The 24031-nt window shown below is 45.7% G+C and carries 21 protein-coding genes; 4 read left to right on the plus strand and 17 right to left on the minus strand.

Annotated features, from left to right (window positions below; all coding sequences use genetic code 11):
• Nucleotides 1-76: 76 nt before the first annotated feature.
• Nucleotides 77-772 (plus strand): hypothetical protein, encoded by a 696-nt coding sequence (locus tag MHB56_RS19595; RefSeq protein ID WP_341143889.1) that lies wholly within the window; start codon nucleotides 77-79, stop codon nucleotides 770-772.
• A gap of 841 nt (nucleotides 773-1613) precedes the next feature.
• Here MHB56_RS19595 and MHB56_RS19600 read toward each other — a convergent pair.
• The 9 genes from MHB56_RS19600 to MHB56_RS19640 all read right to left on the minus strand — a co-directional run bounded on the left by MHB56_RS19600 (nucleotide 1614) and on the right by MHB56_RS19640 (nucleotide 10502).
• A complete protein-coding gene (locus MHB56_RS19600; RefSeq protein ID WP_076220490.1) occupies nucleotides 1614-3023 on the minus strand; it encodes a nucleoside recognition domain-containing protein in 1410 nt (469 codons plus the stop codon).
• A complete protein-coding gene (locus MHB56_RS19605; protein WP_076130631.1) occupies nucleotides 3001-3732 on the minus strand; it encodes a FeoB small GTPase domain-containing protein in 732 nt (243 codons plus the stop codon). The genes MHB56_RS19600 and MHB56_RS19605 overlap by 23 nt, the downstream gene beginning before the upstream one ends.
• Nucleotides 3729-3983, minus strand: a complete 255-nt coding sequence (locus tag MHB56_RS19610; RefSeq protein WP_036679839.1) for a FeoA family protein — start codon at nucleotides 3981-3983, stop codon at nucleotides 3729-3731. The genes MHB56_RS19605 and MHB56_RS19610 overlap by 4 nt, the downstream gene beginning before the upstream one ends.
• Before the next feature lie 226 nt (nucleotides 3984-4209).
• Nucleotides 4210-4668, minus strand: a complete 459-nt coding sequence (locus MHB56_RS19615) for an SRPBCC domain-containing protein (protein ID WP_076104700.1) — start codon at nucleotides 4666-4668, stop codon at nucleotides 4210-4212.
• Nucleotides 4669-4773: 105 nt separating this feature from the next.
• Nucleotides 4774-5730 (minus strand): helix-turn-helix transcriptional regulator, encoded by a 957-nt coding sequence (locus MHB56_RS19620; RefSeq protein ID WP_341143890.1) that lies wholly within the window; start codon nucleotides 5728-5730, stop codon nucleotides 4774-4776.
• Between the two features lie 147 nt (nucleotides 5731-5877).
• A complete protein-coding gene (locus MHB56_RS19625; protein WP_076309218.1) occupies nucleotides 5878-7824 on the minus strand; it encodes an FtsX-like permease family protein in 1947 nt (648 codons plus the stop codon).
• The gene (locus tag MHB56_RS19630) at nucleotides 7799-8569 is read right to left on the minus strand and encodes an ABC transporter ATP-binding protein (protein ID WP_036679832.1); all 771 of its coding nucleotides are present in this window, start codon (nucleotides 8567-8569) and stop codon (nucleotides 7799-7801) included. The genes MHB56_RS19625 and MHB56_RS19630 overlap by 26 nt, the downstream gene beginning before the upstream one ends.
• Before the next feature lie 239 nt (nucleotides 8570-8808).
• A complete protein-coding gene (locus MHB56_RS19635; protein ID WP_341143891.1) occupies nucleotides 8809-9807 on the minus strand; it encodes a sensor histidine kinase in 999 nt (332 codons plus the stop codon).
• Nucleotides 9804-10502, minus strand: coding sequence for a response regulator transcription factor (locus MHB56_RS19640; RefSeq protein ID WP_341143892.1), 699 nt, complete (start codon nucleotides 10500-10502; stop codon nucleotides 9804-9806). Before MHB56_RS19640 ends, MHB56_RS19635 begins: the two co-directional genes overlap by 4 nt.
• Before the next feature lie 2042 nt (nucleotides 10503-12544).
• On the opposite strand from MHB56_RS19640, the gene MHB56_RS19645 reads away from it, so the two are divergent.
• Nucleotides 12545-13450, plus strand: a complete 906-nt coding sequence (locus MHB56_RS19645) for a GNAT family N-acetyltransferase (protein WP_076303452.1) — start codon at nucleotides 12545-12547, stop codon at nucleotides 13448-13450.
• Nucleotides 13451-13805: 355 nt separating this feature from the next.
• Here MHB56_RS19645 and MHB56_RS19650 read toward each other — a convergent pair whose 3' ends face one another.
• Nucleotides 13806-14960 carry a phosphodiester glycosidase family protein gene (locus MHB56_RS19650; protein ID WP_076195197.1) on the minus strand — a complete coding sequence of 385 codons (1155 nt, stop codon included), beginning with the start codon at nucleotides 14958-14960 and terminating at the stop codon, nucleotides 13806-13808.
• Nucleotides 14961-15228: 268 nt separating this feature from the next.
• Between MHB56_RS19650 and MHB56_RS19655 the strand changes: the two genes are divergently transcribed.
• Nucleotides 15229-15816: a histidine phosphatase family protein gene (locus MHB56_RS19655; protein WP_038568983.1), complete on the plus strand. Its 588-nt coding sequence runs from the start codon at nucleotides 15229-15231 to the stop codon at nucleotides 15814-15816.
• Between the two features lie 77 nt (nucleotides 15817-15893).
• Complete coding sequence (locus MHB56_RS19660) at nucleotides 15894-16712, plus strand: GGDEF domain-containing protein (RefSeq protein WP_341143893.1); 819 nt, start codon at nucleotides 15894-15896, stop codon at nucleotides 16710-16712.
• Nucleotides 16713-16779: 67 nt separating this feature from the next.
• Here MHB56_RS19660 and MHB56_RS19665 read toward each other — a convergent pair whose 3' ends face one another.
• The 7 genes from MHB56_RS19665 to MHB56_RS19695 form a co-directional block, all read right to left on the minus strand.
• Complete coding sequence (locus MHB56_RS19665; RefSeq protein ID WP_339246679.1) at nucleotides 16780-18012, minus strand: SLC45 family MFS transporter; 1233 nt, start codon at nucleotides 18010-18012, stop codon at nucleotides 16780-16782.
• Nucleotides 18013-18016: 4 nt separating this feature from the next.
• Nucleotides 18017-18754: a glycerophosphodiester phosphodiesterase gene (locus tag MHB56_RS19670; RefSeq protein WP_076129570.1), complete on the minus strand. Its 738-nt coding sequence runs from the start codon at nucleotides 18752-18754 to the stop codon at nucleotides 18017-18019.
• 102 nt (nucleotides 18755-18856) lie between these two features.
• Complete coding sequence (locus tag MHB56_RS19675; protein WP_076303450.1) at nucleotides 18857-19723, minus strand: STM4011 family radical SAM protein; 867 nt, start codon at nucleotides 19721-19723, stop codon at nucleotides 18857-18859.
• Nucleotides 19720-21069: an STM4012 family radical SAM protein gene (locus MHB56_RS19680; protein WP_076129568.1), complete on the minus strand. Its 1350-nt coding sequence runs from the start codon at nucleotides 21067-21069 to the stop codon at nucleotides 19720-19722. The genes MHB56_RS19675 and MHB56_RS19680 overlap by 4 nt, the downstream gene beginning before the upstream one ends.
• Nucleotides 21070-21101: 32 nt before the next feature.
• Complete coding sequence (locus MHB56_RS19685; RefSeq protein ID WP_076129567.1) at nucleotides 21102-21884, minus strand: STM4013/SEN3800 family hydrolase; 783 nt, start codon at nucleotides 21882-21884, stop codon at nucleotides 21102-21104.
• A complete protein-coding gene (locus MHB56_RS19690) occupies nucleotides 21884-23245 on the minus strand; it encodes an STM4014 family protein (protein WP_341143894.1) in 1362 nt (453 codons plus the stop codon). Before MHB56_RS19690 ends, MHB56_RS19685 begins: the two co-directional genes overlap by 1 nt.
• Nucleotides 23181-24026, minus strand: a complete 846-nt coding sequence (locus MHB56_RS19695) for an STM4015 family protein (RefSeq protein ID WP_076129565.1) — start codon at nucleotides 24024-24026, stop codon at nucleotides 23181-23183. Before MHB56_RS19695 ends, MHB56_RS19690 begins: the two co-directional genes overlap by 65 nt.
• Nucleotides 24027-24031 lie beyond the last annotated feature (5 nt).

Below are 24031 nucleotides of genomic sequence, written 5' to 3' on the forward strand. Positions count from 1 at the left end.
GTATCACTTGTTTGGAAATTCCTGTAACACTTTCCACGTTTGCTCCGTCTGTAAAGTAAAGAAGGGGGTTATCAAAGTGCGAAAGATCAATTTCCGAAAGTTCAATTTCCGAAGTCCAATGATGATATTTCTAGGTGTCCTATTAATATTTACGGCTTTGCTGACGGTGAGGCCCTCAGTCACTTATGCATGTTCCTGTGTTATGCCTGCGGAGCCACTGGAAGCTCTTGAGAAAAGTACAGCTGTCTTTGTCGGGAAAGTAGTGGACATGAAGGAGCCGTCACAGGGGAACATAATTTCTTCTGCTGATCCAGTAAAGGTAACCTTTGAGGTGGATTCCAGCTGGAAAGGGGTCGAGGGAAACCAAGTTACATTGACTACGGCTTTATCTTCTGCAAGCTGCGGCTTTGAATTTGTGGAAGGGGAAAGTTACATTGTCTATGCTTATGCTAGAGACGGTGGAGAATCTGGTAATCTGGAGGCTAGTTTATGCAGTCGAACTAAGCGGCTAACCGCTGACTCAGTGGATCTAAAAGAGCTGGGACCGGGTATTTCGGCAACGACGCCTACCGCTTCTCCGGAGGTAACCCCGAATAATTCACCGGAGTCAGAAGCTGGGAGTAATGAGCCTGATCAAACGGGGAACCCGGCTGGGGACAGTGATTCCTTTTCACTTGTTAATGTGGGGATTATTGGAATAATTATCGTTCTAGCAGCTATAGCTGGGGCTGTTCTATACCGTCGTAGAAATGATGGAACGCGCAAAAAATGACTCTAAATGTAGAGTCAAGTCATGTAATGTAATGGTGGGATCAAGTTAGGACGTAAGAGTATATAAGGGGTTGTGATAAAATAAGCGGTCGCTCGGGATAAACATCCGAGCGACCGCTTATTTGTTTGAGAAGACCTTGAGTAACTGGTGTTGGGCTGTGTTGGTGGACCAGTGGTGGAGTATGTTGGTGGGCGAAAAGGTACTGATGCTAATGCTGGTGTGTGCTGAAGGGCGGCGTAGGTCTAGAGTTGGTATGTGTGGAAGGGCGATGCAGGTCTAGTGCTGGTGCTGGTGCTGGTGCTCAAGTGTAGCTCGGAATCATCTAGAATCAATAATTAGGGAAATCCTCCCTGATTTTATCGTGTTTTACTCATTATTAGCGATAATTGGGGAATTGCTCCCTAAAATTCTGCGGAAATTGCCTTTTTTGCCTATAATCGGCTAATTATTAGGGAGAAATTCCGCAAAAAGTTCAATATGTGCTTATAAAGTTCGATTATTAGGGAGAAATTCCCTAAATATGATTTCAAAGTGGGCGGAACTTTGTGAAGCAAATTCTAGTTATTGTTGGTGTTGCAAAGTGAAGCAAGATGAACTCTAGATATTGTAGGTGTTGCAAAGTGAAGCAAGATGAACTCTAGATATTGTAGGTGCTGCAAAGTGAAGCAAGTTGAACTTTAGATTGTAAGGTAAAGTAAGGTGAATTCCGTGTAGCAAGGTTAATTTGGGTGATGTGATTAAGGTGAATTTAGTGAGTTAATGATGAATTTTTGCGATGTAAGTTGAAATCAGTTGAAGTGAGTTGTGAAGTCACTTGAGTTTAGATCGCAAGCCTACCTCGTCACACCCACCCAAATAACCGGGCAAGCTGAGCGACAGCAAAGGTTACTCCGATGGCGATACCCAGCGGAATGACTGCTGAGAGAACGGCCCATTTCATGCTTTTTGTTTCCTTGTAAATGTTCACGAGTGTTGTACCACAAGGATAGTGGAGCAGGGAGAACAGCATCATGTTGAGTGCGGTCAGCCAGGTCCAGCCATGTGAGAGAAAGACATCTTTGATACTGCCTAAGCTGTCGATATCAACCATAGCGCCTGAGGACATATAGCCCATAAGCAGGATAGGCAATACGATTTCATTCGCAGGAAGTCCAAGAATAAAGGCCATGATGATAAAGCCATCCATGCCAAGCAAATGTGCGAACGGATCAAAGAATGCAGCCATATGATTCAGTACAGAATCGCCGCCAATAAACAGATTGCCTAGAATCCAAGTGATAATCCCGGCAGGGGCAGCAACGACGATAGCCCGAGTAAGTACGTTAAGGGACTTATCTTTGGAGGAAATAAGTATGGTCTTCCAGATTTGTGGACGGCGGTAGGGAGGAAGCTCCAATGTGTAATGTGTGGGAACCCCACGCAGCGCAGTTTTGGACATGACCCAGGAAACGGTTAAGGTAACAATGATGCCGATTAGAACCATTCCCATTAGGACGGAGGCAGTGGTGAATGTACGAAGCGCGCCTGTCGTAGCGGCTCCTGCCATAAATAAGGAAGACAATAAAATCAGCGTGGGCCAGCGGCCGTTGCAAGGGACAAAATTGTTGGTCAGTATAGCCAGCATTCGTTCACGCGGCGATTCGATGATTCGTGTGGAGAGGATAGCGGCCGCGTTACAGCCGAAGCCCATGGACATGGTTAAAGCTTGCTTGCCATGACCACCTGATTTTTTGAACAGTCGGTCCATGTTAAAAGCAACGCGTGGCAGATACCCGAAATTCTCAAGCAGAGCGAATACGGGGAAAAAGATCATCATCGGTGGCAGCATGACACTGATTACCCATGAGGTGCCTCGATACAAGCCAAGCACAAGCACGCCGTGCAGCCAAGCTGGGGCATGGAGAGCCTCAAATCCCGCTGTCAGATATCCTTCGATGAAGCCAAAGAAGGAAGCGAGCCAGCTAGAAGGGTAGTTAGCCCCGGCAATCGTAATCCAGAATACGACACCGAGAATGGCGAGCATGATGGGAAAACCCCAAATTTTGGAGGTCACGATATTATCCAGCTTGTAAGTGCTGTTCAGTTTCTTCTTATCCCGATAAGTAACTGCATCTCCGCAGATGCCTGCGGATACGCCATATATACCACTGACAATCTCATCCCGAATGGCTCCGCCGTCAGCGAGCTTTTTTGCGGTGGACAATAGGGAATCTAGAGCGTCAGATCCCTTAGTGATAGGCAGTGACTCCATGGCCGATGACCTCCTTTGCTTCGGGTAAATCCTTGCTTTTCATATGCTCTTTAAGTGAAGTAAGCAGGCTGTCATCACCGTCCAATAAGCGCAGTGCAATCCAGCGAGCGGGATATTTGGTACCGATGGTTTGCTCTACCAATGGTGTAAGCTCGGCAATTCCCCGTTCGATCTCTTCGTTGTAACTAATCCGCAGCGGCTGCGCTGTGAATGAGCCTGTAGCCACTCGCTCCACTTGATCCAATAAGGCATCGATCCCTATTTTATTGCGTGCCGATATCGCAACGACGGGTACGCCGAGACGTTTGGAGATACTCTTCAGGTTGATGTCGATGCCCAGCTTACGTGCTTCATCAATGAGGTTGATGCAGACAACCGCCCGTCCGGTAATCTCCAGCACTTGCAAGGCAAGATTGAGATTACGTTCCAGCGAAGTAGCGTCAAGCACTACAAGTGTCACGTCTGGCTGTTCAAAAATAATATAATCTCTAGCCGCTTCTTCATCCGCGGAATTTGAGTATAGGGAGTACGTTCCTGGTAAATCTACCGCGAGGTATGAATGGTTATTGTGTTTGAATTCGCCTTCGGCAGTAATGACGGTTTTACCTGCCCAGTTTCCAGTATGCTGTCGCATGCCGGTTAGCAGGTTGAATAGTGTACTTTTTCCGGTGTTAGGGTTGCCTGCAAAAGCGACGGTGAACTGACTCATGCTTCTACACCTCCAATTAATTCTCCGAATATTAAAGAACTTTCTTCTCTACGCAGTGCAATGGTCGTATTGCTTACCCGAAAAGCTATAGGATCTCCTAATGGACTACGCCGCAACACCTCTACGATATTCCCGACTACGAACCCGAGGTCCAGTAATCTTCTTCTAAGCACACCTTGAACTTCAATGTCGCTGATGCGCAGCGTGCTACCCTTTGCAGCCTCTGATAAAGGAATAGTTGTTCCAGTCATGAGATCCCTTCTTTCATTTATATTTTTACCGCCTACGGTTTTTATTTTGTGTATTAGAACATTTCTTGTAGTCTGGCACAACATTAGTATATGGCAACAACTTTGTCCCTGCAACAAGAATGTTTCCCTTAGGCAAAATAAAATTAAGCAAAAAAAGCCCCTGACGAAAGAGGGCTTGTACGCTCTTTTCCGCAGGGTTGAGCTTAATTCCTAATTAACATTAAAATTACGACCAGCTGCCAAAATCAAGTGTACGTCCGGTCTCGACCAAGGTTTTAATATTACTCAGAACCTGCCACCAGGCGTTGATACTGCCAGCATATGAAGGATCATCAGGATGCCATTCATCGTGGATAAGCGTAAGCTTAGTAGTTCCACCCACCGGTTCAAGCAGCCAAGATATACGCGATTCATATCTTTCTGTACCCTTATGATAGGAGGGGCCGACCTTATGCGTGAAACGAAACGCTTTTTGTGGAGTGAACTCCAGCAGAGTCCCATATACATGTATCGTTTCATCGCCATCTGCACCGGGACCAACATATTCAAGCAATTCACCTTCTTTAAAAGTTGATTGGATTACGCTCCCGTAGTAAATCTGTTTAGTACCTTCGGGAGAGATCAAAGTCTCCCATACCTGCTCAGGTGTTCCGCCAATATAAAATTCATAGTGAAGTTCTTTCATTCCTTATTCCTCCTTGGTTTGTACAATCATTTATTCCCTTAGACTTGTTTACACTATACAAAAGGATCACTGACAACTACGGTCAGTGATCCTAAAATAATCATTTTAAGTCTTATAATAAGCTGCCAGATCGTTAGCTATAGCGGACAGCTTTTGTTTCAGAGCTAAAGGCTCTAGGATTCGTAGTGTTGATCCATAAGGCAACAAGAAGTAAGGCGCATAAGTCAGTAAGGAGGTCTCATCGACTTGAAAACGGGCTTGTCCGTCAATGCGCTGCACCAGCGCATGTCCAAACAGCCAATGACTGCATAGATCGTTCAGGATTCCTTCATCGGCGGCGATGACTACTGCTATGAGTTTCTCTGGAGTATTTGGTGTGGGCAGCAAGCTTTTTAATAAAAAATCCCGTGCAGAGAAGTCAGCAGGACGGGCAAACAGAGCTTCTGTGCGGTGCAGTTCAGTTATTCTATCGACTCGGAAAGACCGAATTTCTTGCCTCTGATGGCAATAAGCAACGGTGTACCATTGCCCTTTCCACAGGACAAGTCCATAAGGATCAATAGCGCGGGAAGAAATCGTCTCCCCGTTTCCCTTCCGATATTCCATCTGGAGGGTATGTCCGTTCGCCGTTGCTAATTCAAGCTCTTGCAGCAGGTGGGGAAGCGGCGCAGCAGGGGAGTGGATGGTTTCTATCCCGCTCTCATGACGCTCCATCTGTTCTAATTGCTGCGCATTGCTGTACCGTTTCAGTTTGGCGATTGCTTGATCTAGAGCTTCTACATAAGGATATCCAGTTCCCCGCGCAAAGGAGGCGGCTTGCAGGAGGGAACGTTGTTCGTCGGAGTCAAAGAATAACGGGACCTCGGAAAAATGCTCCGGAAGGCTATAGCCACCACCAGGTCCACTATCCGCGATAATGGGTACGCCACTGATGCATAACGCGTCGATGTAACGATAGACAGAGCGGACACTGATCTCTAGCGCTTCTGCTAGTTCCCCGGCGGTTCTTCCCCGTTGCTTGAGCATCCAGAGAATGGATAACAGGTGATCAGCCTTGGACATAAATCAGGAACCTCCTTGCCTCATTAATTAGTAATAGCTCACTAACTATAGCAAATTGCCTATTGATCAGCTAGAGAACCTTTTGGTGCTGCCATAAGTTCCAAGCCGCGAAGTACATCCAGGGTTACGATTCTTTTCAACATGGTGTTACACCATTATTTTCTTGAGACTATGAATGTACCGTGATCTCGCAATAAGGAAATAGATAGTTTGCACAACCAGAAATACAGCAGATGTAGTAAGCACGGGCACAGTTACATTTGTGATATTAATCTGTTTCAGTATCGGGCGTATCACGACAAGGGTCTGAATGGTGGCAATAATAATCGGAATATAGAAAAGCACAGAAATCTGTTTGGTAGCAGAAGCTGACATTTCTTTAGTACTTAAACCGATTTTGGACAAAGCATTATACATTTGCTTATCTGTATTGAGCTCAGTATGAAGCTTAAAAAAGAGAAAGCTGGCCGATGAAAGCGAGAAGATCAGTGCGATAAAAATCCCTATAAAGCTAAGCATGGCGGCTCCCTGTTTGGTCGATAGATAGCTGTCTGCTCGCGATCCCAGTATAGAGCTGTATTGATGGTTAGCCTTGTTAGCGGCTTTATTCCATTGGATAAGGTCTCTGGTGACAACAGCTTCAGCTGAGCTGTCATTAGGTGTAGGACCGTCCCATGCAGGGATTTTGTATAGATATTTCACATAAGGTCTCGTGTACTTCTCTGTTGAATTAGAAATCTTATGATATAAGTTGTCATCTACGATTAGAAGTGAGGTGGCCATTGGATCTACTGGATGTACCTTTGGTGTTCGTAATTCTTTTAACATCAGTTCCTCATCTTTTTGAACCTTCAAATGAATCGCTCGATTAGCAGCATAATTCTGTGAATCCATATGTGGGTTCAGCAGCAATACAGCTTCTTTTTCAGACAAGGGTCCAACCTCGGACACATCCATCTGTAAGCCCAGTTGATTGAACTGTGAGCGGGAGATCAGATCAATTCCAAGTATTATTTCCTTATCGATTCCTTGAATCGAAGCAGAGATTAGATCTACTTTATTCTCTGTATACTCGACTTTAGCATTCTTTAATTTAGTGTGAATGGGCTCTAAATCTGGTGCTTCATCCTTCGGATCATAAATCGTATAACTCACAGCGAATGGGGATTTTTTATAGAGGTCTGAGTTCGCTTGATTAATCGATAAAAGAATTCCCGAAGCCATACAGGCAAGCGAGGTAACCACAGTTACAAGGAACAGCATTCTTGCATTGTCTTTAATCTTATAACTCATCTCGGAAATCCACAGCAGATTGGTTCCGCGCCACAACCGTTTGCGTCTTAGTTTTAGTAGGCGAATGCCCAATACAGATAACTGAGAGTAGAAAAAGTAGGTTCCAGCGATACCTGTGACAGCGGCGACTAACAGTGAGGACGGGGACAATTGCTTCCGAATCGCGAGAGCGCCGACGGTCAACAGTAGAAGCCCAAAGAGCGAGAACAACAAGGAGACACGGGGTTCTTTTTTAGGTTTAACATTTCCCTTAAGCAGTTCAAGAACTTGATGTTTACGAATGAACAATAATGTGAAGATCGAAATGACCAGAAATAATGAAATGAAAGAGATAGAAGTAATCATTAACGCCTTCATTGGCCAATAAAAGGGCAGTGGCTCCATGCCCATAATTGTCGTGCTTAGCAGCAAGAATAACTTGGATAAAAGCATGCCGAAAGACACACCTGTTACTATAGAGAGCAGTCCGATCAGCATGTTTTCTATAAGAATCAGCTTGTTGATCTGGCCAGGTCGTGCGCCTAAAATCATCAGTATGCCGAACTCCAGATTACGCATTTTCAGAAATGCGCTAATCGAATATAGTACGAAAAAGAACGCAAAGATAAACACAATGTAAGAAGCAATTTGCATGCCGGAGGCTGAATTCGCACCCAGCGCGATGTTCGTAATACTAGGGTGATAAATAAAGACTGAATAAGAGAAAAAGATCATGACCATAAAAGCACTGCTTAAGAAAAAAGCAAAATAAGCGCGCGAATTACGGCGTACATTATTAAACGCGAATTGAGGAAAGTTCATGACTATTCCCTCCCCAGAATGAAAGTGTATCGATAATCTTTTGGAAGAAGGCCTGACGGTTATCTCCCCGGTGAATTTCCGCTGCTAGTTTGCCGTCTTTTATAAAAACAATTCGGTTGCAGTAGCTCGCTGCCAGTGGATCATGTGTTACGAGCATTAGCGTGGTGCCTTCTTTGTGGTTAATATCTTCCAGCGATTCCATCACCATCCGCGAAGAATTGGAGTCAAGCGCACCCGTAGGCTCATCGGCCAAAATAATCGAAGGAGAGGTGATGATCGCCCGGGCAATTGCGGTCCGCTGACGTTGTCCCCCTGAAATTTCATAGGTGCGTTTGCTCAGAATATCGGTAATGTTTAAGCGTTCAGCGACTCTTTGAAGCAAGATTTCCATCTGTGAGAGCTTACGGTTATCCAAAGTCAGGGGCAGCACAATATTTTCGGCGACGGTTAACGTCTCAAGCAGGTTGAAGTCCTGAAACACAAAGCCTAGCTGTTTTCGGCGAAAGTGGGCGAGCTCTTTTTTATTCAAAAGATAAGGGTTGCTGCCATTGATATTCACTTCGCCAGAGGACGGCTGGTCGATTGTGGATACCATATTGAGCAGTGTTGTTTTACCGCTACCAGACGGTCCCATAATTCCGACAAATTCACCTTTTTCAATATTAAGATGAATATCGGTGAGGGCTTGGGTCACTATTTTGCCGGGGTATACCTTATGAAGTCCTTTGACTTCCAATACGTTCATATCATTCATTCCTTCCAATACAAAAATGATTTCATCCGCCTTATTCGGGGAACGGGTTATGTATATAATTTATAAGATTGAGAGATTAGCTGCTATGGATTTACCTTAAGGTTCCCTTACAGAGACGTTAAGGTTATGTTCGCCTTTCTCCTTGTGGAGAATGGGTTGAGAGATAAGTAGCCTATAAAGAAGAAGGAGGCTTCAAAGCCATGAATAATGACGACGAAGTCCCCTCAATATTATTTCTGTAGATGATCACTGTTGCTAAAAATAAGCCGCACACGGGTCCCTTCCCCGAGCCGGGACTGAATATCCACCTTGTGTTCGAGCCTGTTGCAAATCTCCCGGACGAGATACAGCCCCATCCCTGTCGATTCATGATAATGTCGTCCGCGGTCACCCGTAAAGTAGGGATTAAAGACCCGCTTCAGATCCTCAGGAGAAATGCCGATCCCTTGATCGGTAATATCCAGAATCGTGTCGGTGCCTACACGCTGAGCTGAGAGGGTAACGGTCTTGCCAGTACCGGAGGTATAGTTTACGGCATTGGTTAAGATTTGGGCCAGCATAAACATTAACCATTTAGCATCGCTATATACCGCGAGATTGGCATCCACCTGTACATCTACTTTTATACCCCGGCGTATGAATAGTCTGCGATTTTCGGCTACCGCCTCACTAACGGTTTTGCGCAGAAGTAACGGTTCAACTTGAAAATCATTTTCAAATCGGTCAAGTCTTGAAGTGTAGATAACCATCTCCAGCCCTCTGCGCAGACGTTCCAGTTCCTCCTGAATACTTGCGGCTGCCTCCTCTTCAAGATCCTTTAGCGTAAGCTGAATTACAGAGAGCGGGGTCTTCATTTGATGAACCCAGCGATTTATGAATACGATATGCTGATCCATCTGGCGCGCATGCGCATTCACTTGCTCCTGATACTGGCGGTCAATCAGCTGCAATAACTCATGGATAGCTTCTGAAAGAGGAGTGTCTCCTAAGGAAACAAGATGTTTTTGGAGCATGTCCATAGGTTCGCTTAATGCTGCATACAATCTCCGGTGCTGAACGTATCGGTAGCCTAGATATAGCAGTAGAACTACGGTACTCAAGGCGATTCCATAAAGCATGATAGAGATCGGTCTGTTCTCACCAGACAGCCAATACAGCAAAGGGATAAGCAGCATCTGAAGCAGATAGAATAGGATTAGTGAGATCTGGTCTCTCCAAAAAAGCCTCATGGCGTATCCTTAGAAACATTAAGCCGATAGCCAGCGCCTCTTACGGTTTCCACAATGTCGCCAAGACCGAGATCCTTGAGCTTTTTGCGGACACGGGTTATGTAGACATTTAATGTATTGTCATCTATGAAATGCTGATCCTTCCACATGAGATCGAGCAGACGCTCCCGGTTAACCACTCGTCCTTCCTTAAGCAGTAAAGCTTCCAGTAGAACCGCTTCCTTCTGGGTTAGCTCACTCGTGTGCCCGTCGTATTGGATCATATATCGTTCAGGATAGAGGATTAAACCTCCAGATTGGAGTTTATGCTCTTCTTGAGTCTGTGAGTATGAACCGTATGCTCTACGTATGTGGCTGCGGATTTTGGCAAGTACAACCTCATAGTGAAAAGGCTTAGTGATATAATCGTCCCCGCCATTCTCAAGCGCCATCACCTGATCCATTCCACTATCCCGTGCAGAAATGAACAGAATCGGGCAGAGTGAGAGGGTACGAATCTGGCGGCACCAGTAGAACCCATCGTATTTAGGCAGATTGACGTCCAGTAAGATAAGGTCAGCCGAGCTTTCATTAAAAGTCTCCAGTACCCTGTTGAAATCTTCTACAATAATTGTATGGAACCCATATTTCGATAGGTACGTGCTCAGCAAGCTTGCCAGCTTGGCATCGTCCTCTATGATTAGAATCGTCTCCATATTTTCCCTCCTTTGTTCAGTTATACAGTAACATGGACAAGGAAAATTATGCAAAAAGAGTACTCTTATTCGTGGTCAACGTAAGAATCTAGCTAGACTTACCGAAGGGGAATTTGGCTGATCTAAGCCTAGCTGATCTAGCTCTAGCTGACCTAGCTGTAGCTGGCCTAGCTCTAGCTGATCTACCGCTAATCGATCCAAATCTAACTGATCTAAAATCTAACTCATCTAGATCTAAGCAATCCAGATTTAGCTCAAGCAGCTTATTCAGACTTAATTGCACTTTGTACACTTATTTCTGCGTAGATAGACCCTAGAAGCCGTTTAGTTGCACTTCGTGCAGCTAAAAAGGGTGAATTCGGTGCAATTAAAGGAAAACCGGAAATTTAACTGCACGAAATACAACTAAACTAACTTTTGAAGGAGCATTCTGAGGAATAGTTGCACTAAATGCAGTTAACGGATGCGTGGAGCTCATAATTATCGCTTGGAAATAGTTGATCAGTGACTATTTCCTCCGGAAGAAGATCGCGCACTCCAAAGCTTTCTCTAATTGCACTTTGTACACTTATTTCTGCGTAGATAGACCCTAGAAGCCGTTTAGTTGCACTTCGTGCAGCTAAAAAGGGTGAATTCGGTGCAATTAAAGGAAAACCGGAAATTTAACTGCACGAAATACAACTAAACTAACTTTTGAAGGAGCATTCTGAGGAATAGTTGCACTAAATGCAGTTAACGGATGCGTGGAGCTCATAATTATCGCTTGGAAATAGTTGATCAGTGACTATTTCCTCCGGAAGAAGATCGCGCACTCCAAAGCTTTCTCTAATTGCACTTTGTACACTTATTTCTGCGTAGATAGACCCTAGAAGCCGTTTAGTTGCACTTCGTGCAGCTAAAAAGGGTGAATTCGGTGCAATTAAAGGAAAACCGGAAATTTAACTGCACGAAATACAACTAAACTAACTTTTGAAGGAGCATTCTGAGGAATAGTTGCACTAAATGCAGTTAACGGATGCGTGGAGCTCATAATTATCGCTTGGAAATAGTTGATCAGTGACTATTTCCTTCGGAAGAAGATCGCCCACTCAACAAACTTACTCTAATCGCACTTTGTACACTTATTTCTGCATAGATAGTCCCTAGAAGCCGTTTAGTTGCACTTCGTGCAGCTAAAAAGGGTGAATTCGGTGCAATTAAAGGAAAACCAGAAATTTAACTGCACGAAATACAACTAACTATCTTTTGAAGTAACATTCTGAGGAATAGTTGCACTAAATACAATTAACAGATGTGTGGAGCTCATAATTATCGCTTGAAAAGCTTGATCAGTGACTATTTCCTCCCGAAGAAGACCGCCCACTCCAAAACTTACTCTAAATGCACTTTGTACACTTATTTCTGCGTAGATAGTCCCTAGAAGCCATTTAATTGCACTTCGTACAACTAAAAAGGGTGAATCTAGTGGAATTAAAGGAAAACCAGAAATTTAACTGCACGAAATACAACTAACTATTTTTTTAAGTAACATTCTGAGGAATAGTTGCACTAAATGCAGTTAACGGATGCGTGGAGCTCATAATTATCGCTTGAAAAAGTTTGATCAGTGACTATTTCCTCCGGAAGAAGACCGCCCAATCCAAAGCTTTCTCTAAATGCACTTTGTACACTTATTTCTGAGTAGATAGTCCATAGAAGTCATCTAAATGCACTTTGTACACTTATTTCTGCGTAGATAGTCCCTAGAAGCCATTTAATTGCACTTCGTACAACTAAAAAGGGTGAATCTAGTGGAATTAAAGGAAAACCAGAAATTTAACTGCACGAAATACAACTAACTATCTTTTGAAGGAGCATTCTGAGGAAATAGTTGCACTAAATGCAGTTAACGGATGCGTGGAGCTCATAATTTTCACTCAAGAAATGTTTGTTTTGTGAACGTACGGATCATATTCGGTAGTATAAAATAATAATAACTAATTATGATATATGCTTCATTTTGCTTCCCCCTTAATATGAAATTAAAGAAAGGGGCGTGGAAAATGAACATTAATTTTAGAAGCTACCGTTCTGAAGATCTGCTGAAGGTACGTCATTTTCTTATACAAAGTTATAGTAAGCTAAAGACTCCAAATACCTGGCTTATAGACCGCTGGGAATTTGTTGTTTTTTTTCAGGAGACGAGAAGTGGAACGCTGGAGCAGTGGGAACAAAAAGTGGGCTTATGGGAGTATGAGAATGGAGAGCTTGCAGCTGTAGTGTGCAGGGACGATGGGTTCTATTTTCAGTGTGCTGAGATGAATCCTCCGGAAAAATTAATTGAAGAAATGTTCGCTTTTGCTGAACAAAAAGCTGAGGAAGAGAACGGTGGTTACGTAGAGCTGTATGTGCCAATACCGGAGAATATGACTTCTGCGGCGGAGGTTGCTCGTAAGAGGGGGTATCATCAAACGGGTGGTAAGGAAAGTGTAAACTCCTTGCGATTGGATAAGGAATTCCCTGTGGAGCTCCCCTCTGGCTTTAGAATATGCAGCGGAGATGAGATCGAGGTTACTGCAAAAGCGCTTGGACATATCATGGCCTTCGACTATGCAGAAACGGCGGAGGCAGAGCTCACGCTGCTACATTATGGGAATATGAGTAACGCTCCAAGCTATAATCCGCAGCTCGATCTTAGCGTTGTGAATGACGCGGGCGAAGTGGTTTCCTTTTGTAATATTTTTTGGGACAGCAGCAATAGAATTGGTGCTCTGGAGCCTGTAGGCACATCCATTAATTATCGAAAGCTGGGACTGGGACGGGCGGTTCTACACGAAGGATTTAACCGTTTAAAACAACTCGGAGCTAGTAAAGTTTACGTAGGTTCGATGCAGCCTTTCTACGAGAAATTGGGCTTTACTACAGAAGTTTGGTTGCAGGTGTGGGAATATTCAGGTCACACGGATTAAGTTGCACCGGCTGCCCCTAACATTGGATCTGTCAGCAGTATCTAAACTGGCAACGTTTTATGAAAAATCCCCTTGATGGGTAAGTCATCAAGGGGATTTTTGGGTTTGAGCTCGGCAATCATATGCTGCAAAGTAATCTCATACGTCGCACAGCAATCATACCGCTATAGCAATTATGCGCTGCAAACTGCCTCAGATTGCACTTTGTACAATATTCTTAGTAGCCGAAGCCGAAGCCGAAGCCGAAGCCGAAGCCGAAGCCGAAGCCGAAGCCGAAGCCGAAGCCATAGCCGAGCAGTAGCCAAGCCAAATCACAAAGCTCAGCACTCGCAACTAGCCGTCTGGCCAAGAGATTTTATTGATATTTGACTACAATTGCATTGCTGATCTGACGCCCAGGGGACGTAAGATATTTGCCGTTGTAGTAGAGCCCGCTGGATGCACCACCATCCAGATTCATGGCTTGATACGCTCCAGCTTGCTTCATCATTTCTGCCAGCTGTGGGATGGTGGCTCCACCAGTGGTCAGCAGAATGAGCTTATGGTCACGTGTTAATCCGAGCGCGCTGCGGGCTCCGCCGCCGGTTAAGATTTTCGGATCCTTGAAGCCTTCTGCCGCGACATTAAGGGATACCTTACCGTTCACAAGAAGACGCGGGCCGGCTTGAAGAGCTCCTTCCATGGAGCCGGAAGCGAAGCGGCTTGTGAAATCCAGCCCAGGAATCAGTGACGCCAGATGGTTGCTGTCATAGGTAAAAATCGTCCGGCGATCCCCGGAGCTATTTTTAAGCATTTTTCCGCCGCTGACAATGTAACCGTATGGAGCTTTGTAGGCTCCTTTTGTATAGGCATCAAAAAATGTTCCGTTAATCGCAACTACGGCATTATTACGTTTAGCCAGACTGCTTAGGTCCTCCACTTTTCCGACCGTATTTCCAGCCAGTACGACATCAAGTTTCACCTTAGGATGCAGCAGGGACACTGTAACCGTCTGGGCTTTGAAGGATCTGCCGCCAACTTTGAAGGTTTTACTAGCGCTGACAACTGGTGAAGAATCCGCTTTGATTAGTGCGCCGGACTGTACAGGAACAGTGGTTGCAATATCATTACTCTTAAGGGTTAATGAAGAGGCTTCCTTATCCCAAGTTAATTGAATGCCAAGCGTTGTGCTGATAAAAGACAACGGGATATATACCGTGCCATTATCACTGAAAGCAAGATCAGTTAGTGTAACCGACTTTTCATTGACGAGCGCAGCGGTTTGACCTAATGTAAGCGTTATGGTGGTGTCTGCATTCGTAATGCTTATACGTTTTTCGTTAGGATTCCATACAGACTGTATACCAGTGAAGCTATTTAAGAGACGCAGTGGTATGTATGAATGGTTATTCTTGTCCACATAGACGGTGTTTTTAGGAACTGGTGTTGCACCAACAGTGGATGGGCAAGTGGCGACAAGTGGAACGAGCAGTAAGAAGGTAAGAAACAGAGTGGACCCTAGCTTTTTCATCATAAACAATTACTCCTTATCTTGTAGCTGTTGTAAAAAACGACAAGGTTTATTATACCTCATGTTCAAAAACTTGGATAACCTTTATTTTTAAATGTTCATAGGGTGAATCTGATAGAATATAGATTATATTATTTATATTAGCACTGAAATTGCACTGAAATTGCACTGAAATTGCACTGAGATTAGCACTATAACTAGCACCATAACTAGCACCATAACCAGCATCACAACTGCCACTAGACTCAATAGCTAAAAGGAGATTTTTATGACTACAATAGGTTTAATTCGCCATGGAAGTACCGCGTGGAATAAAGAAGGCAGAGTGCAAGGGCATACGGATAATTCATTGGATGCTGAAGGCCTGCAACAGGCACAACTACTGGCTGAACGTCTTAGCACAGAACAATGGGATTACATATATTCAAGTGATTTACTCAGAGCGCGGCAAACGGCAGAGGTTATTGCAGAAAGATTAGGCCTTGAGATCACGGGTTTAGCGCCGGGCATTCGAGAGATGTATGCGGGACTTATTGAAGGAACTACGCAGCAAGAGCGGATTGAACGATGGGGAACCGATTGGAAGACGTTAGATTTGGGTTTGGAAACTCCAGAAGCCAGCGAGCTCAGAGGCAGCGAAGTGATTGAAGAAATTGCGGCGAGACATCCAGGCAGTCATATTCTGATCGTTAGCCATGGTGCAATTTTACGCAGCAGCCTTAGAAGACTACTTCCAGAACTGGACGGCACAGTATTATTGAACAATACGTCAATTACGCGAATAACAAAATCCGAATCGGATGGCTCATGGAACTGCGAGTTATATAATTGTGCGCGGCATTTGGAGAAAGAGTAAGTGTTCAGATAATGTTCAGAGCTTTTTTATATATTGGTATCGCAGTACAGTAAGCTAATTATTTGTAGTTCAGAAGGATGTGCGAATTAAAGGTGGTAGAGGTTCAGATTTATTTACAAACGTTAATGTCCATTATCATCGCAGGGGTTGTAGGTTATTTAGTATTAAGATTTTACCGGGATGTTGCTAGTAAGGAACCAAAACAAAGAGCAGTTTACACGGGCCTTTCCATTATAACTATTGTCGTTGGATTGTGGGCAATGCATCAGCTAGGCAAAAAATCCTTAGAAGAAACTATAGAGGTCAATGGGGCGATTTTCACTCCGTTATTGATATACGCGCTTACGATAGCTGTTTTAATGTTTTTGCTTACACGGCTGAACCTTGTTTTGGCGGAAAGAGAGCAGCTTAAGGAACTTGCCTATAAGGATGGCTTAACAGGGCTGTTAAACAAGAATGGAATGGATCACTTTTGGGATCGCTGCAAAGTAAATGAGCAACTAGCCGTATTGTTTATGGATTTGAACCGGTTCAAATCAATCAATGACAGCTTAGGACATCATGTGGGCGATTTACTGCTGCAAGAGGTGGGAGGAAGGTTAAGTCAATTCTCCAGCAAAAGAAAACGCCATATTTTCCGTATAGGCGGTGATGAATTTGTGATTGTAGCTAAAGGCTGCAATCAGAAGGAAGCGGAGCAGTTAGCGGTGCAGATTCTGGAGAAGACGACCAGACATTATCAGCTGGGAGAGCACAACCTCTTTGTATCTGCAAGCATAGGCATCAGCATTAGTCATGGCAAGGTGGATCATTTCAGGCTGCTGCACGAAGCAGATACAGCGATGTACACCGCCAAACAGCTGGGTACAGGTCGTTATTCAGTTTATAAAAATTAGTTTGTTAAGTGTAAAATATAAGCGTCAGCCCTGGACATAAATAGATGTCTAAGGCTGACGCTTTTTTTTAGGCTCCCGGTGTGTGAAACTTGTGGGGGACTTGCTTGCGTCCCTTCATCAAGAAGAGGCAGAGCAGGGCAACCGCCATACTAATCGCTGCTACATAGAACAGGATGGAGTAATCAAAAATATCAATCATTAGCCCCAGCAAAGGTGGCGAGCTGATCGCTGCCAGTGAAGAGACCAAATAATACATCCCTGTTCGAGTACCGATACTCTCCTCAGTTCCCGTTGCAACAACATAAGGATAAGAGTTGATGTTGATACAAGCCCAGAAGATTCCTCCTGTCAGGAGTAACGCTCGAAGCACCAGCAGGTCCTGTGCAAACCCAACAAGCGCAAAGACCGTCATCAGGCCACATACGCCGACGATAATGATCTTCTTTTTCCCGAATCGCCCACCCAGCCAACCGCTCGGAATAGCGAACAGCACAAAGGCAAGGGAGAAGAAGGTAAGGGAGAAGGAGGCTGCTTGTTCACTGAGGCCCAGATGGTTTTTTCCATACAATGTAAACAAGGTTTCGACCCCTTGATAAGCTACAAACCAGAAGAAAATCGCTGCCAGTAGAAAGACTGTAGTACGATCCAGCTGGCCGCGAAAGGAGACTCTGGAAGGCTTAACTATCGTCGTAGAAGGGCTCCCCGCTGTATCGGATAGAAGCGTAGGGCTTATATTCACACCATCCCGTTTTTCTTTGATGAAGCGCGATACGATAAACAGACATAACAGGGTAATCAGTCCAGCAACGAGAAATGGCAGCGCAGGATTTGATTTATAGAGGATCGAACCCACGCCGAAAGCCAGAATTGATCCGAATCCACCCATGAAATTAATTAATCCGTTAGCCTTTGTACGCTGCTCTTCAGGTGTTATGTCGGGCATGAGAGCGACGGTAGGGGAACGGTATAAACTCATGGCTAAATTCATCAGCATCATAAATAAAAGCAGTGTAAATAGTCCGGTATGAAACGGAATCAGCATAGTCAGCACGGCAGCGAAGGGCATACCGATCATAAGATAAGGCATTCTGCGTCCAAAACGCGAGGTCGTGCGGTCACTCCGATTGCCGATCCAAGGCTGCAAGAATAAGGCGAAGTAATTATCAATCGTCATCATGAAGCTGATTAGGGCCACGCTATGTACATATTTTTCGAGGAAAAAAGGTACAAATGCGTTATACAGACTCCATGTAATGCTGATGCTGAAAAAGCCGAATCCCAGCAGCCAGACTTTTTTCACACCATCACACTCCCTTGTCAGCCAGAAGTCCAGCGAGTAGGTCTGGATGATCGGTAATAATGCCTGATACACCAGCTTCAATTAAATATTTCATCCGCTCGGGATCGTTAACGGTCCAAGGATGGTAGACAACGCCATGCTTCGCCGCTTCTTCGACGAATTCAGGCAGTACTGCAAAATGATATGCATGCAACGCAGTCGCTCCAAGTGTAGCAGCATAGTCCCAAGGACGATACAAGCCTTCCCCGTATAGAATTCCTGTTCTGATCTCCGGTGCCAGCGACTGACAGTAAGCTAGTGAATAATGGTTGAAGCTCGAAAAAATGACGCGATCGCTCATCTTGAAATCCCGTACGGCCGCGATCACTTTTTCCTCCATACCCGGATATAAAAAAGTGCCATTTTTAAGCTCGATATTTAGGATGGTATCTCTACCTTGCAGCAGATCTAATAAATCTTCCAGCAATGGAAGGCGCTCATCTTTGAATTCAGGTCCGAACCATGATCCTGCGTCCACTTCCAGCAGTTCTGCGAGTGTATGATCCTTCACATAGCCGGTTCCGCTTGTTGTGCGGTTTAGAGTTTCATCATGAATGAGGACTAGGCCGCCATCCTTGGTCATTTGTACATCAGTTTCTATTCCGGTTGCACCCAGCTCAAGACCTTTGCGAAATGCTGCCATAGTATTTTCTGGACACACTGCCGACGCTCCACGATGCGCAAAATTAATGATGTTGTTCATAAGTTATTGTCCCTCCAACCTTAGTGTTTGCTATGCCCCTATAGATGGGGGCTACTTGTCATATTCCACAGAGAGTAAAGAAACCCTGTCTGGAATTTTAAATCAGTTATTCATAGCGCCATACGGGATTCGTTCCAAAAGTCCAGCTTCATAGATGCTCCGCAGCTTCAGCTCGGGCATATGAATATAACCGATATAACAATCGCATACCTTCATTCGGCAGCTTCTAACCGCAGAGAGACCCTCTAGCCCATCACGGTAAAGATTGCCTATGACCCCTCTGTCCTTATAGCAGCGTTTCACAAGCCCAGCGCCCTGTACGTAAAAAACATCTTTTCCTGCATTGCAGGCTTGGCCAAGGCTTTCATAATCCATAGCATTCACAGAAAAATGTGGATCAATCTCGCTAAGGAAGACAAAATCCTCAGCTGTATAATAATCAGGTTTATCTTTGTAAGCATTGACCCATAAGTACACGTTCTCTGGTAACGCAGAACGAAGTGAAGCTATCGCTGAAAAAGCGCTGCGTATTCCAACGCTTCCCACACTAAATGGAACGTCGTTCTCATATAAAGTCAAACATTGCGCCAGAAATTTATCCTCCCGCACTTGTCCGGGGTGGTAGGTGGCCCAAAAGGCCACTTTTTTACGATTCAGCTGGGAGATGAAACCCAGGTTGGCAGATAGGTTGGTCTGAATCGCTACCTTCTCTACATGGTCCATATTGGAGAGGGCAATCATTGCTTCTTTGTACCAGCGATGAATTAGCCCTTCGCCATAGGGATTAAAAAATATAGAAAGCCGATGACCTGCCGTACCTTGCTCAGAGGCCCACGCTACGAAGGCTTCCAGCCCCTGGCGGTCCTTGGCGAGCGTAGCTGCGCTGTCTCTTGTTTTGCCAAAAGGACAATAGGGGCAATCATAGTTGCAGGACGTGAGGGAACCGCGGTAGTAGAGGACCGCATTCATGGCAATACGAACCTTTCCATCTGCTCTCGGATCTCCCCAGAAATAAACCAATCCCCAATCGAATCAGAGTAACCCATCCCTTCGGTGGTAAGGCGCAGGATGCCATCTTCCTCCTGCCCAAGACCGGAATGAAGCAGGTTGGACAGCTCAGGATAATCGCTCCAGAGCGATTGACCGAAACGCTGGCTGTAATCTTCAAGCTTCAGCCCTTCGCTATGTAGAATCGCCTTCAGAATAAAGCGGCGTTTCTGTTCTTCAAGACTCAGCACAATCCCGTAATCCGCAGTATCGTAACGATCCGTCGCAACGTAATCAGCAATAATGCTCTCGGTTGCTTTACGGCTTACCCCATAACGGGAAGCGTAATGCACATGGCGGGTGTAGGATCTTGCTCCGCAGCCCAATCCGACCATTCCTTCTTCTTGGCAGCTATAATCGAGAATGGGTTTAGCTGTTCCTGCGTCTTCCTTGGCGAAACGACGCATGGAGTATTGGCGATATCCTCTCGCTCTAAGCAGCTGCCCAGCGGCTTTGTAGCAATCTAGGCGAATATCGTCCTGACGCTGGATATCACCAGGCTTCACAATCGTATGCTCACGGGTGTAGAGCGGATAGATGAAAATTTCCTCTGGCTCAAAGCTGATCGCTTGATTGAGCGAATATAGCCAAGAGTCGACCGTCTGCCCCGGAAGCCCGTAGATCAGATCTAAATTCAGTATGGGAAAATCATATTTCCCCAGCAGCTCTAGTGCCCGATATACCTCATCCGGATTTTGTGGGCGATAGATGGCCGCCGATTCAGCAGCGACAAAACTTTGGATGCCCATGCTGACCCGATCCACCGTATACTCTTTTAGAATATTCAGCTTCTCTTCGGTAATCGTCTCCGGTGAAGTTTCTACTGAGATGGAGGCTGTATTTGTGTCCAGTCCCATCGTATCAACGGCAATGTGGAACAAGCGGCGGAGCTGATCTGCTGCCAGCAGGGTGGGAGTTCCACCGCCGATCGCAAAACGCGCATAAGGTTTATGTCTGGTGAATTCCGCCCATTGCTTTGCTTGGCGTTCCAGGGCATCCACGTATGTGGCATGAACATTTGCGCGTTTATCAGGCAGGGTAAATAGGTTGCAGAATCCGCAGCGTGCGCCACAAAACGGAATATGCATATATAGAAAGAAAGATTCCGCAGGCTCATCACGCCAGAGTGTTTCTAGCGGCATCGGAGGCTGCAAATCCCTGTAAGCCGTTTTGTGTGGATAGGAATACAGATAAGAACGGTAAGGGTGAGCAGTAATGCTGTCTTTCCACTTGTGAAGCTCTTCTAAAGAGAAGGACGATAACGTCATATCAGTTCTCCATCCTTTCCTTGTAATAAATATTATAAAATAAACTCCCGATAAGGGACGTTCCATACCGTCTCGTGGGCAAGGCGATGCCCCTGATAGCCATCTTCCCCATAAGCGGTTCCATGATCTGAAAAAGCCAGGCAGAAGACCGGATTGCCGCGTTCCCGGAACGCATCGAACAACCGGCCCAGTTCACCGTCCACATAACGAAGAGCGGCGCGCTGGCTGTCTACGGAGTCTTTTTTAGCACCAGGTACAAAATAATGATTTGGTCCGTGAATGGCAGAGACGTTGAGGAACATAAACAATCTTTGCTCGCTAGGAGTATCCTTTAGCAGCTTCAAGGCATGGTTCACCTGATGCTCTGTGGAACGCGGATTGGTCACACCGAAGGTCATCCGCCAGTAGCTTTGCTGGAAATAGCTTGGCAACACACGAGCGAGTGGATTTTTTTTGGTGAAAAAAATAACACCTCCAATACAAACCGTGCGATAGCCCTCGGCAGCAAGTCCTGACACGATATCCGGCGTATCGAACAGCCATGTATGGGGATGCGTCTTCATTCCGGTGTTTCGGGAATGGAACATGCGGATATGCTCAGTCTTATCCGTTGTAGCTGGAGTAGGCAAGAAGCCGCCGAAAAAAGCGTGATGGGCCGCATAAGTAAAGCTGCCGGGAGTATGTCTTTTCTCCCAGGATCCCGTTCCGCACAGGTTCGGGCAGTTCGCTTCCTCCATAGTAGCTGCATCGTATCGAAGGGTATCAAGTGTGATCATTAGAATGTCATGGGTGCCAACGATAGTGTTCATATCCATTAAGAGGATCCTTCCTTTATAAGCGGTGTTGAGGGATGAGTAATATAGTCTCTGGCGGTCAATACCTTCATTTCCCATTCGTAGGTGCTGCAGCCGCGGTATTTCACATCGTACAGCAAATCGCCAAAAGGATTAACATCGGCGACAAAACACTGCTGCGATCCTCCAGATATCAGCACGTCTATCCCGGCAACTCCAGAACGGGGAAATGCCGCCAGCGCTTGCAACGCGGTATTTCGTACCTGCTCCTGTATGAATTCTGATAAACCGGCTTCTGAAGGAGACATCCGCTGGCTGCGTAAATGCAGATTCGTAATTGGGGTGGAACTTACACGAGCAATTGTATGACAGGCCTCACGGAGAACCACGAGCTGGCGGATATCGAAGGCTTTGCCGTTATGGCCGATCTTAGGGATCCATTGCTCGGCATAACCACCATGCCGATAAATCCAGTTAATAATGCCGGAGATCGTGGCGGTATCTGTGTATCGCCGCAGTTTACCGGAATTATAGTAAATGGGCGGTCGGGTGATGTAATTCTCGACCCCCACTGTAGTTAAGGCAATTTCGGCACCTGTAACGGGATGGAGCTGATAGGCGATCACCCCGGAAGCGGCAGAGCCGAAGGCTAGCTTAATGAATACCCGGTGCATTCGCCGGGAGATCATCATCTCACGGAGAGAGGCATAGTCGGTAGGCTGCTGTTCCTCGCCTAATGGACGAGGAATAGGGATGCCTGCCTCACTCAGAATCTGTTGTGCCCGCCGTTTATCGGTCATGGCCGCAATGTCAGCGGGGTCATTTAACCATAGCGAGCCTGGACAAACCTCTTTGGCTTCGCGCTGTAGTCTAGCCAGCATGCGGCAATAACCGCGGAACCATTGCGAAGGATGATGCAGGACACCCTGCATCTCCTTCAATTGATGGGCTACCTTCACACGGAGTGGGCGCGGATCAGGTCTTTCAGCGTAGGGATGCAGCGAATCGTCAACATCAACGGCATCAGGTGCGCCAAGAGCGATTAAGGCACGTTCTACTTCAAAGCTGCTGCCAGGCGATTCCAATCTCAGCAGCGGGGGAGCCGCACTGAGATCTATTCCGTTATAAACAGCCGGCTGGCTGGATAACAGCTGCTTCTGCACTTCCAGCAGATCACCTAACGATTGGCCTTGCAGAAATTCAGCGTACGATAAAATGATGGCAGGTGGCATTCCGAGATCGGAACGTGCTTGCTGAATGCCGCTAGTCCGTTTATCCCCAGGAATACCGATAACGATCATCGGCCGCATAGGGGGCTCACTCTGTGATGGAAGGATAACGCCAGTCTTCCTCATCATCGCTTTCCTGTTTGTCGCTGACATCGACAGGTAATCCACTCTGCTGCCACCGGCTGATCATCTCGTCGGACATAAAATGATGGCTTAGATTCAATGCTTTTAGTCCCTTGATTCTCTCGCTGGCAAGAAGCAATTCAGCACCTTCGTCGCTGAGGGTACCCAGAGATAGATCTAGCGTATCCAGCTGATCTAAGATAGGCGCATTTGCTACTGCACCGGCGATTTCATCTTGTATTTCGCTATTTTTTAATCCCAGATAGGTAAGTTTAGGGAACTTTCCTACTTCTATAAGAGGTAGAATATCTGCGAGGCTTCCGTCAAAGCCGTAGTTATCTACGCCAAGATAGAGTTCCAGCTTGCGTAAATTCGGCAATTGGCTGGCTGCAATATTTTCAAGTACGGCTTTACTTAAGCCGCCACTAATAATTATCAGTTCCTCCAGCTTGTCATGCTTTAGCTCTGAGAGGCTCAGCTCATTCCCGCCTTGAATCGTGAGTGATTGTAATTCTGGAAAAGCAGGGAGCAACGGTGATAGATCGCTTTGGGTAATCCATGAAATCTCGCATTCCTCATAGCCCATCTCACCAATAAAAAGCTTGCGTAAAGCCGGGAAGCTGGCGCTATGCGTAACCAGTGCCTCTACAACCTCTTCCGAGCTATTCTCGTAGGCTTGCCCCCAATCACCGATAATTAGGCTGGTCAGCGATGCACCTTCAGGGCTGCTGCTTAACTTCTCAATTGCTTCGCCAATTCTTTGACCTTCTTCGAATTCGTCGTATCCAATACTAAGCTTTACTTCCGTCATGGGTG

Source organism: Paenibacillus sp. FSL H8-0315 (genome assembly GCF_038005365.1).
Lineage (GTDB): Bacteria > Bacillota > Bacilli > Paenibacillales > Paenibacillaceae > Paenibacillus_AQ > Paenibacillus_AQ odorifer.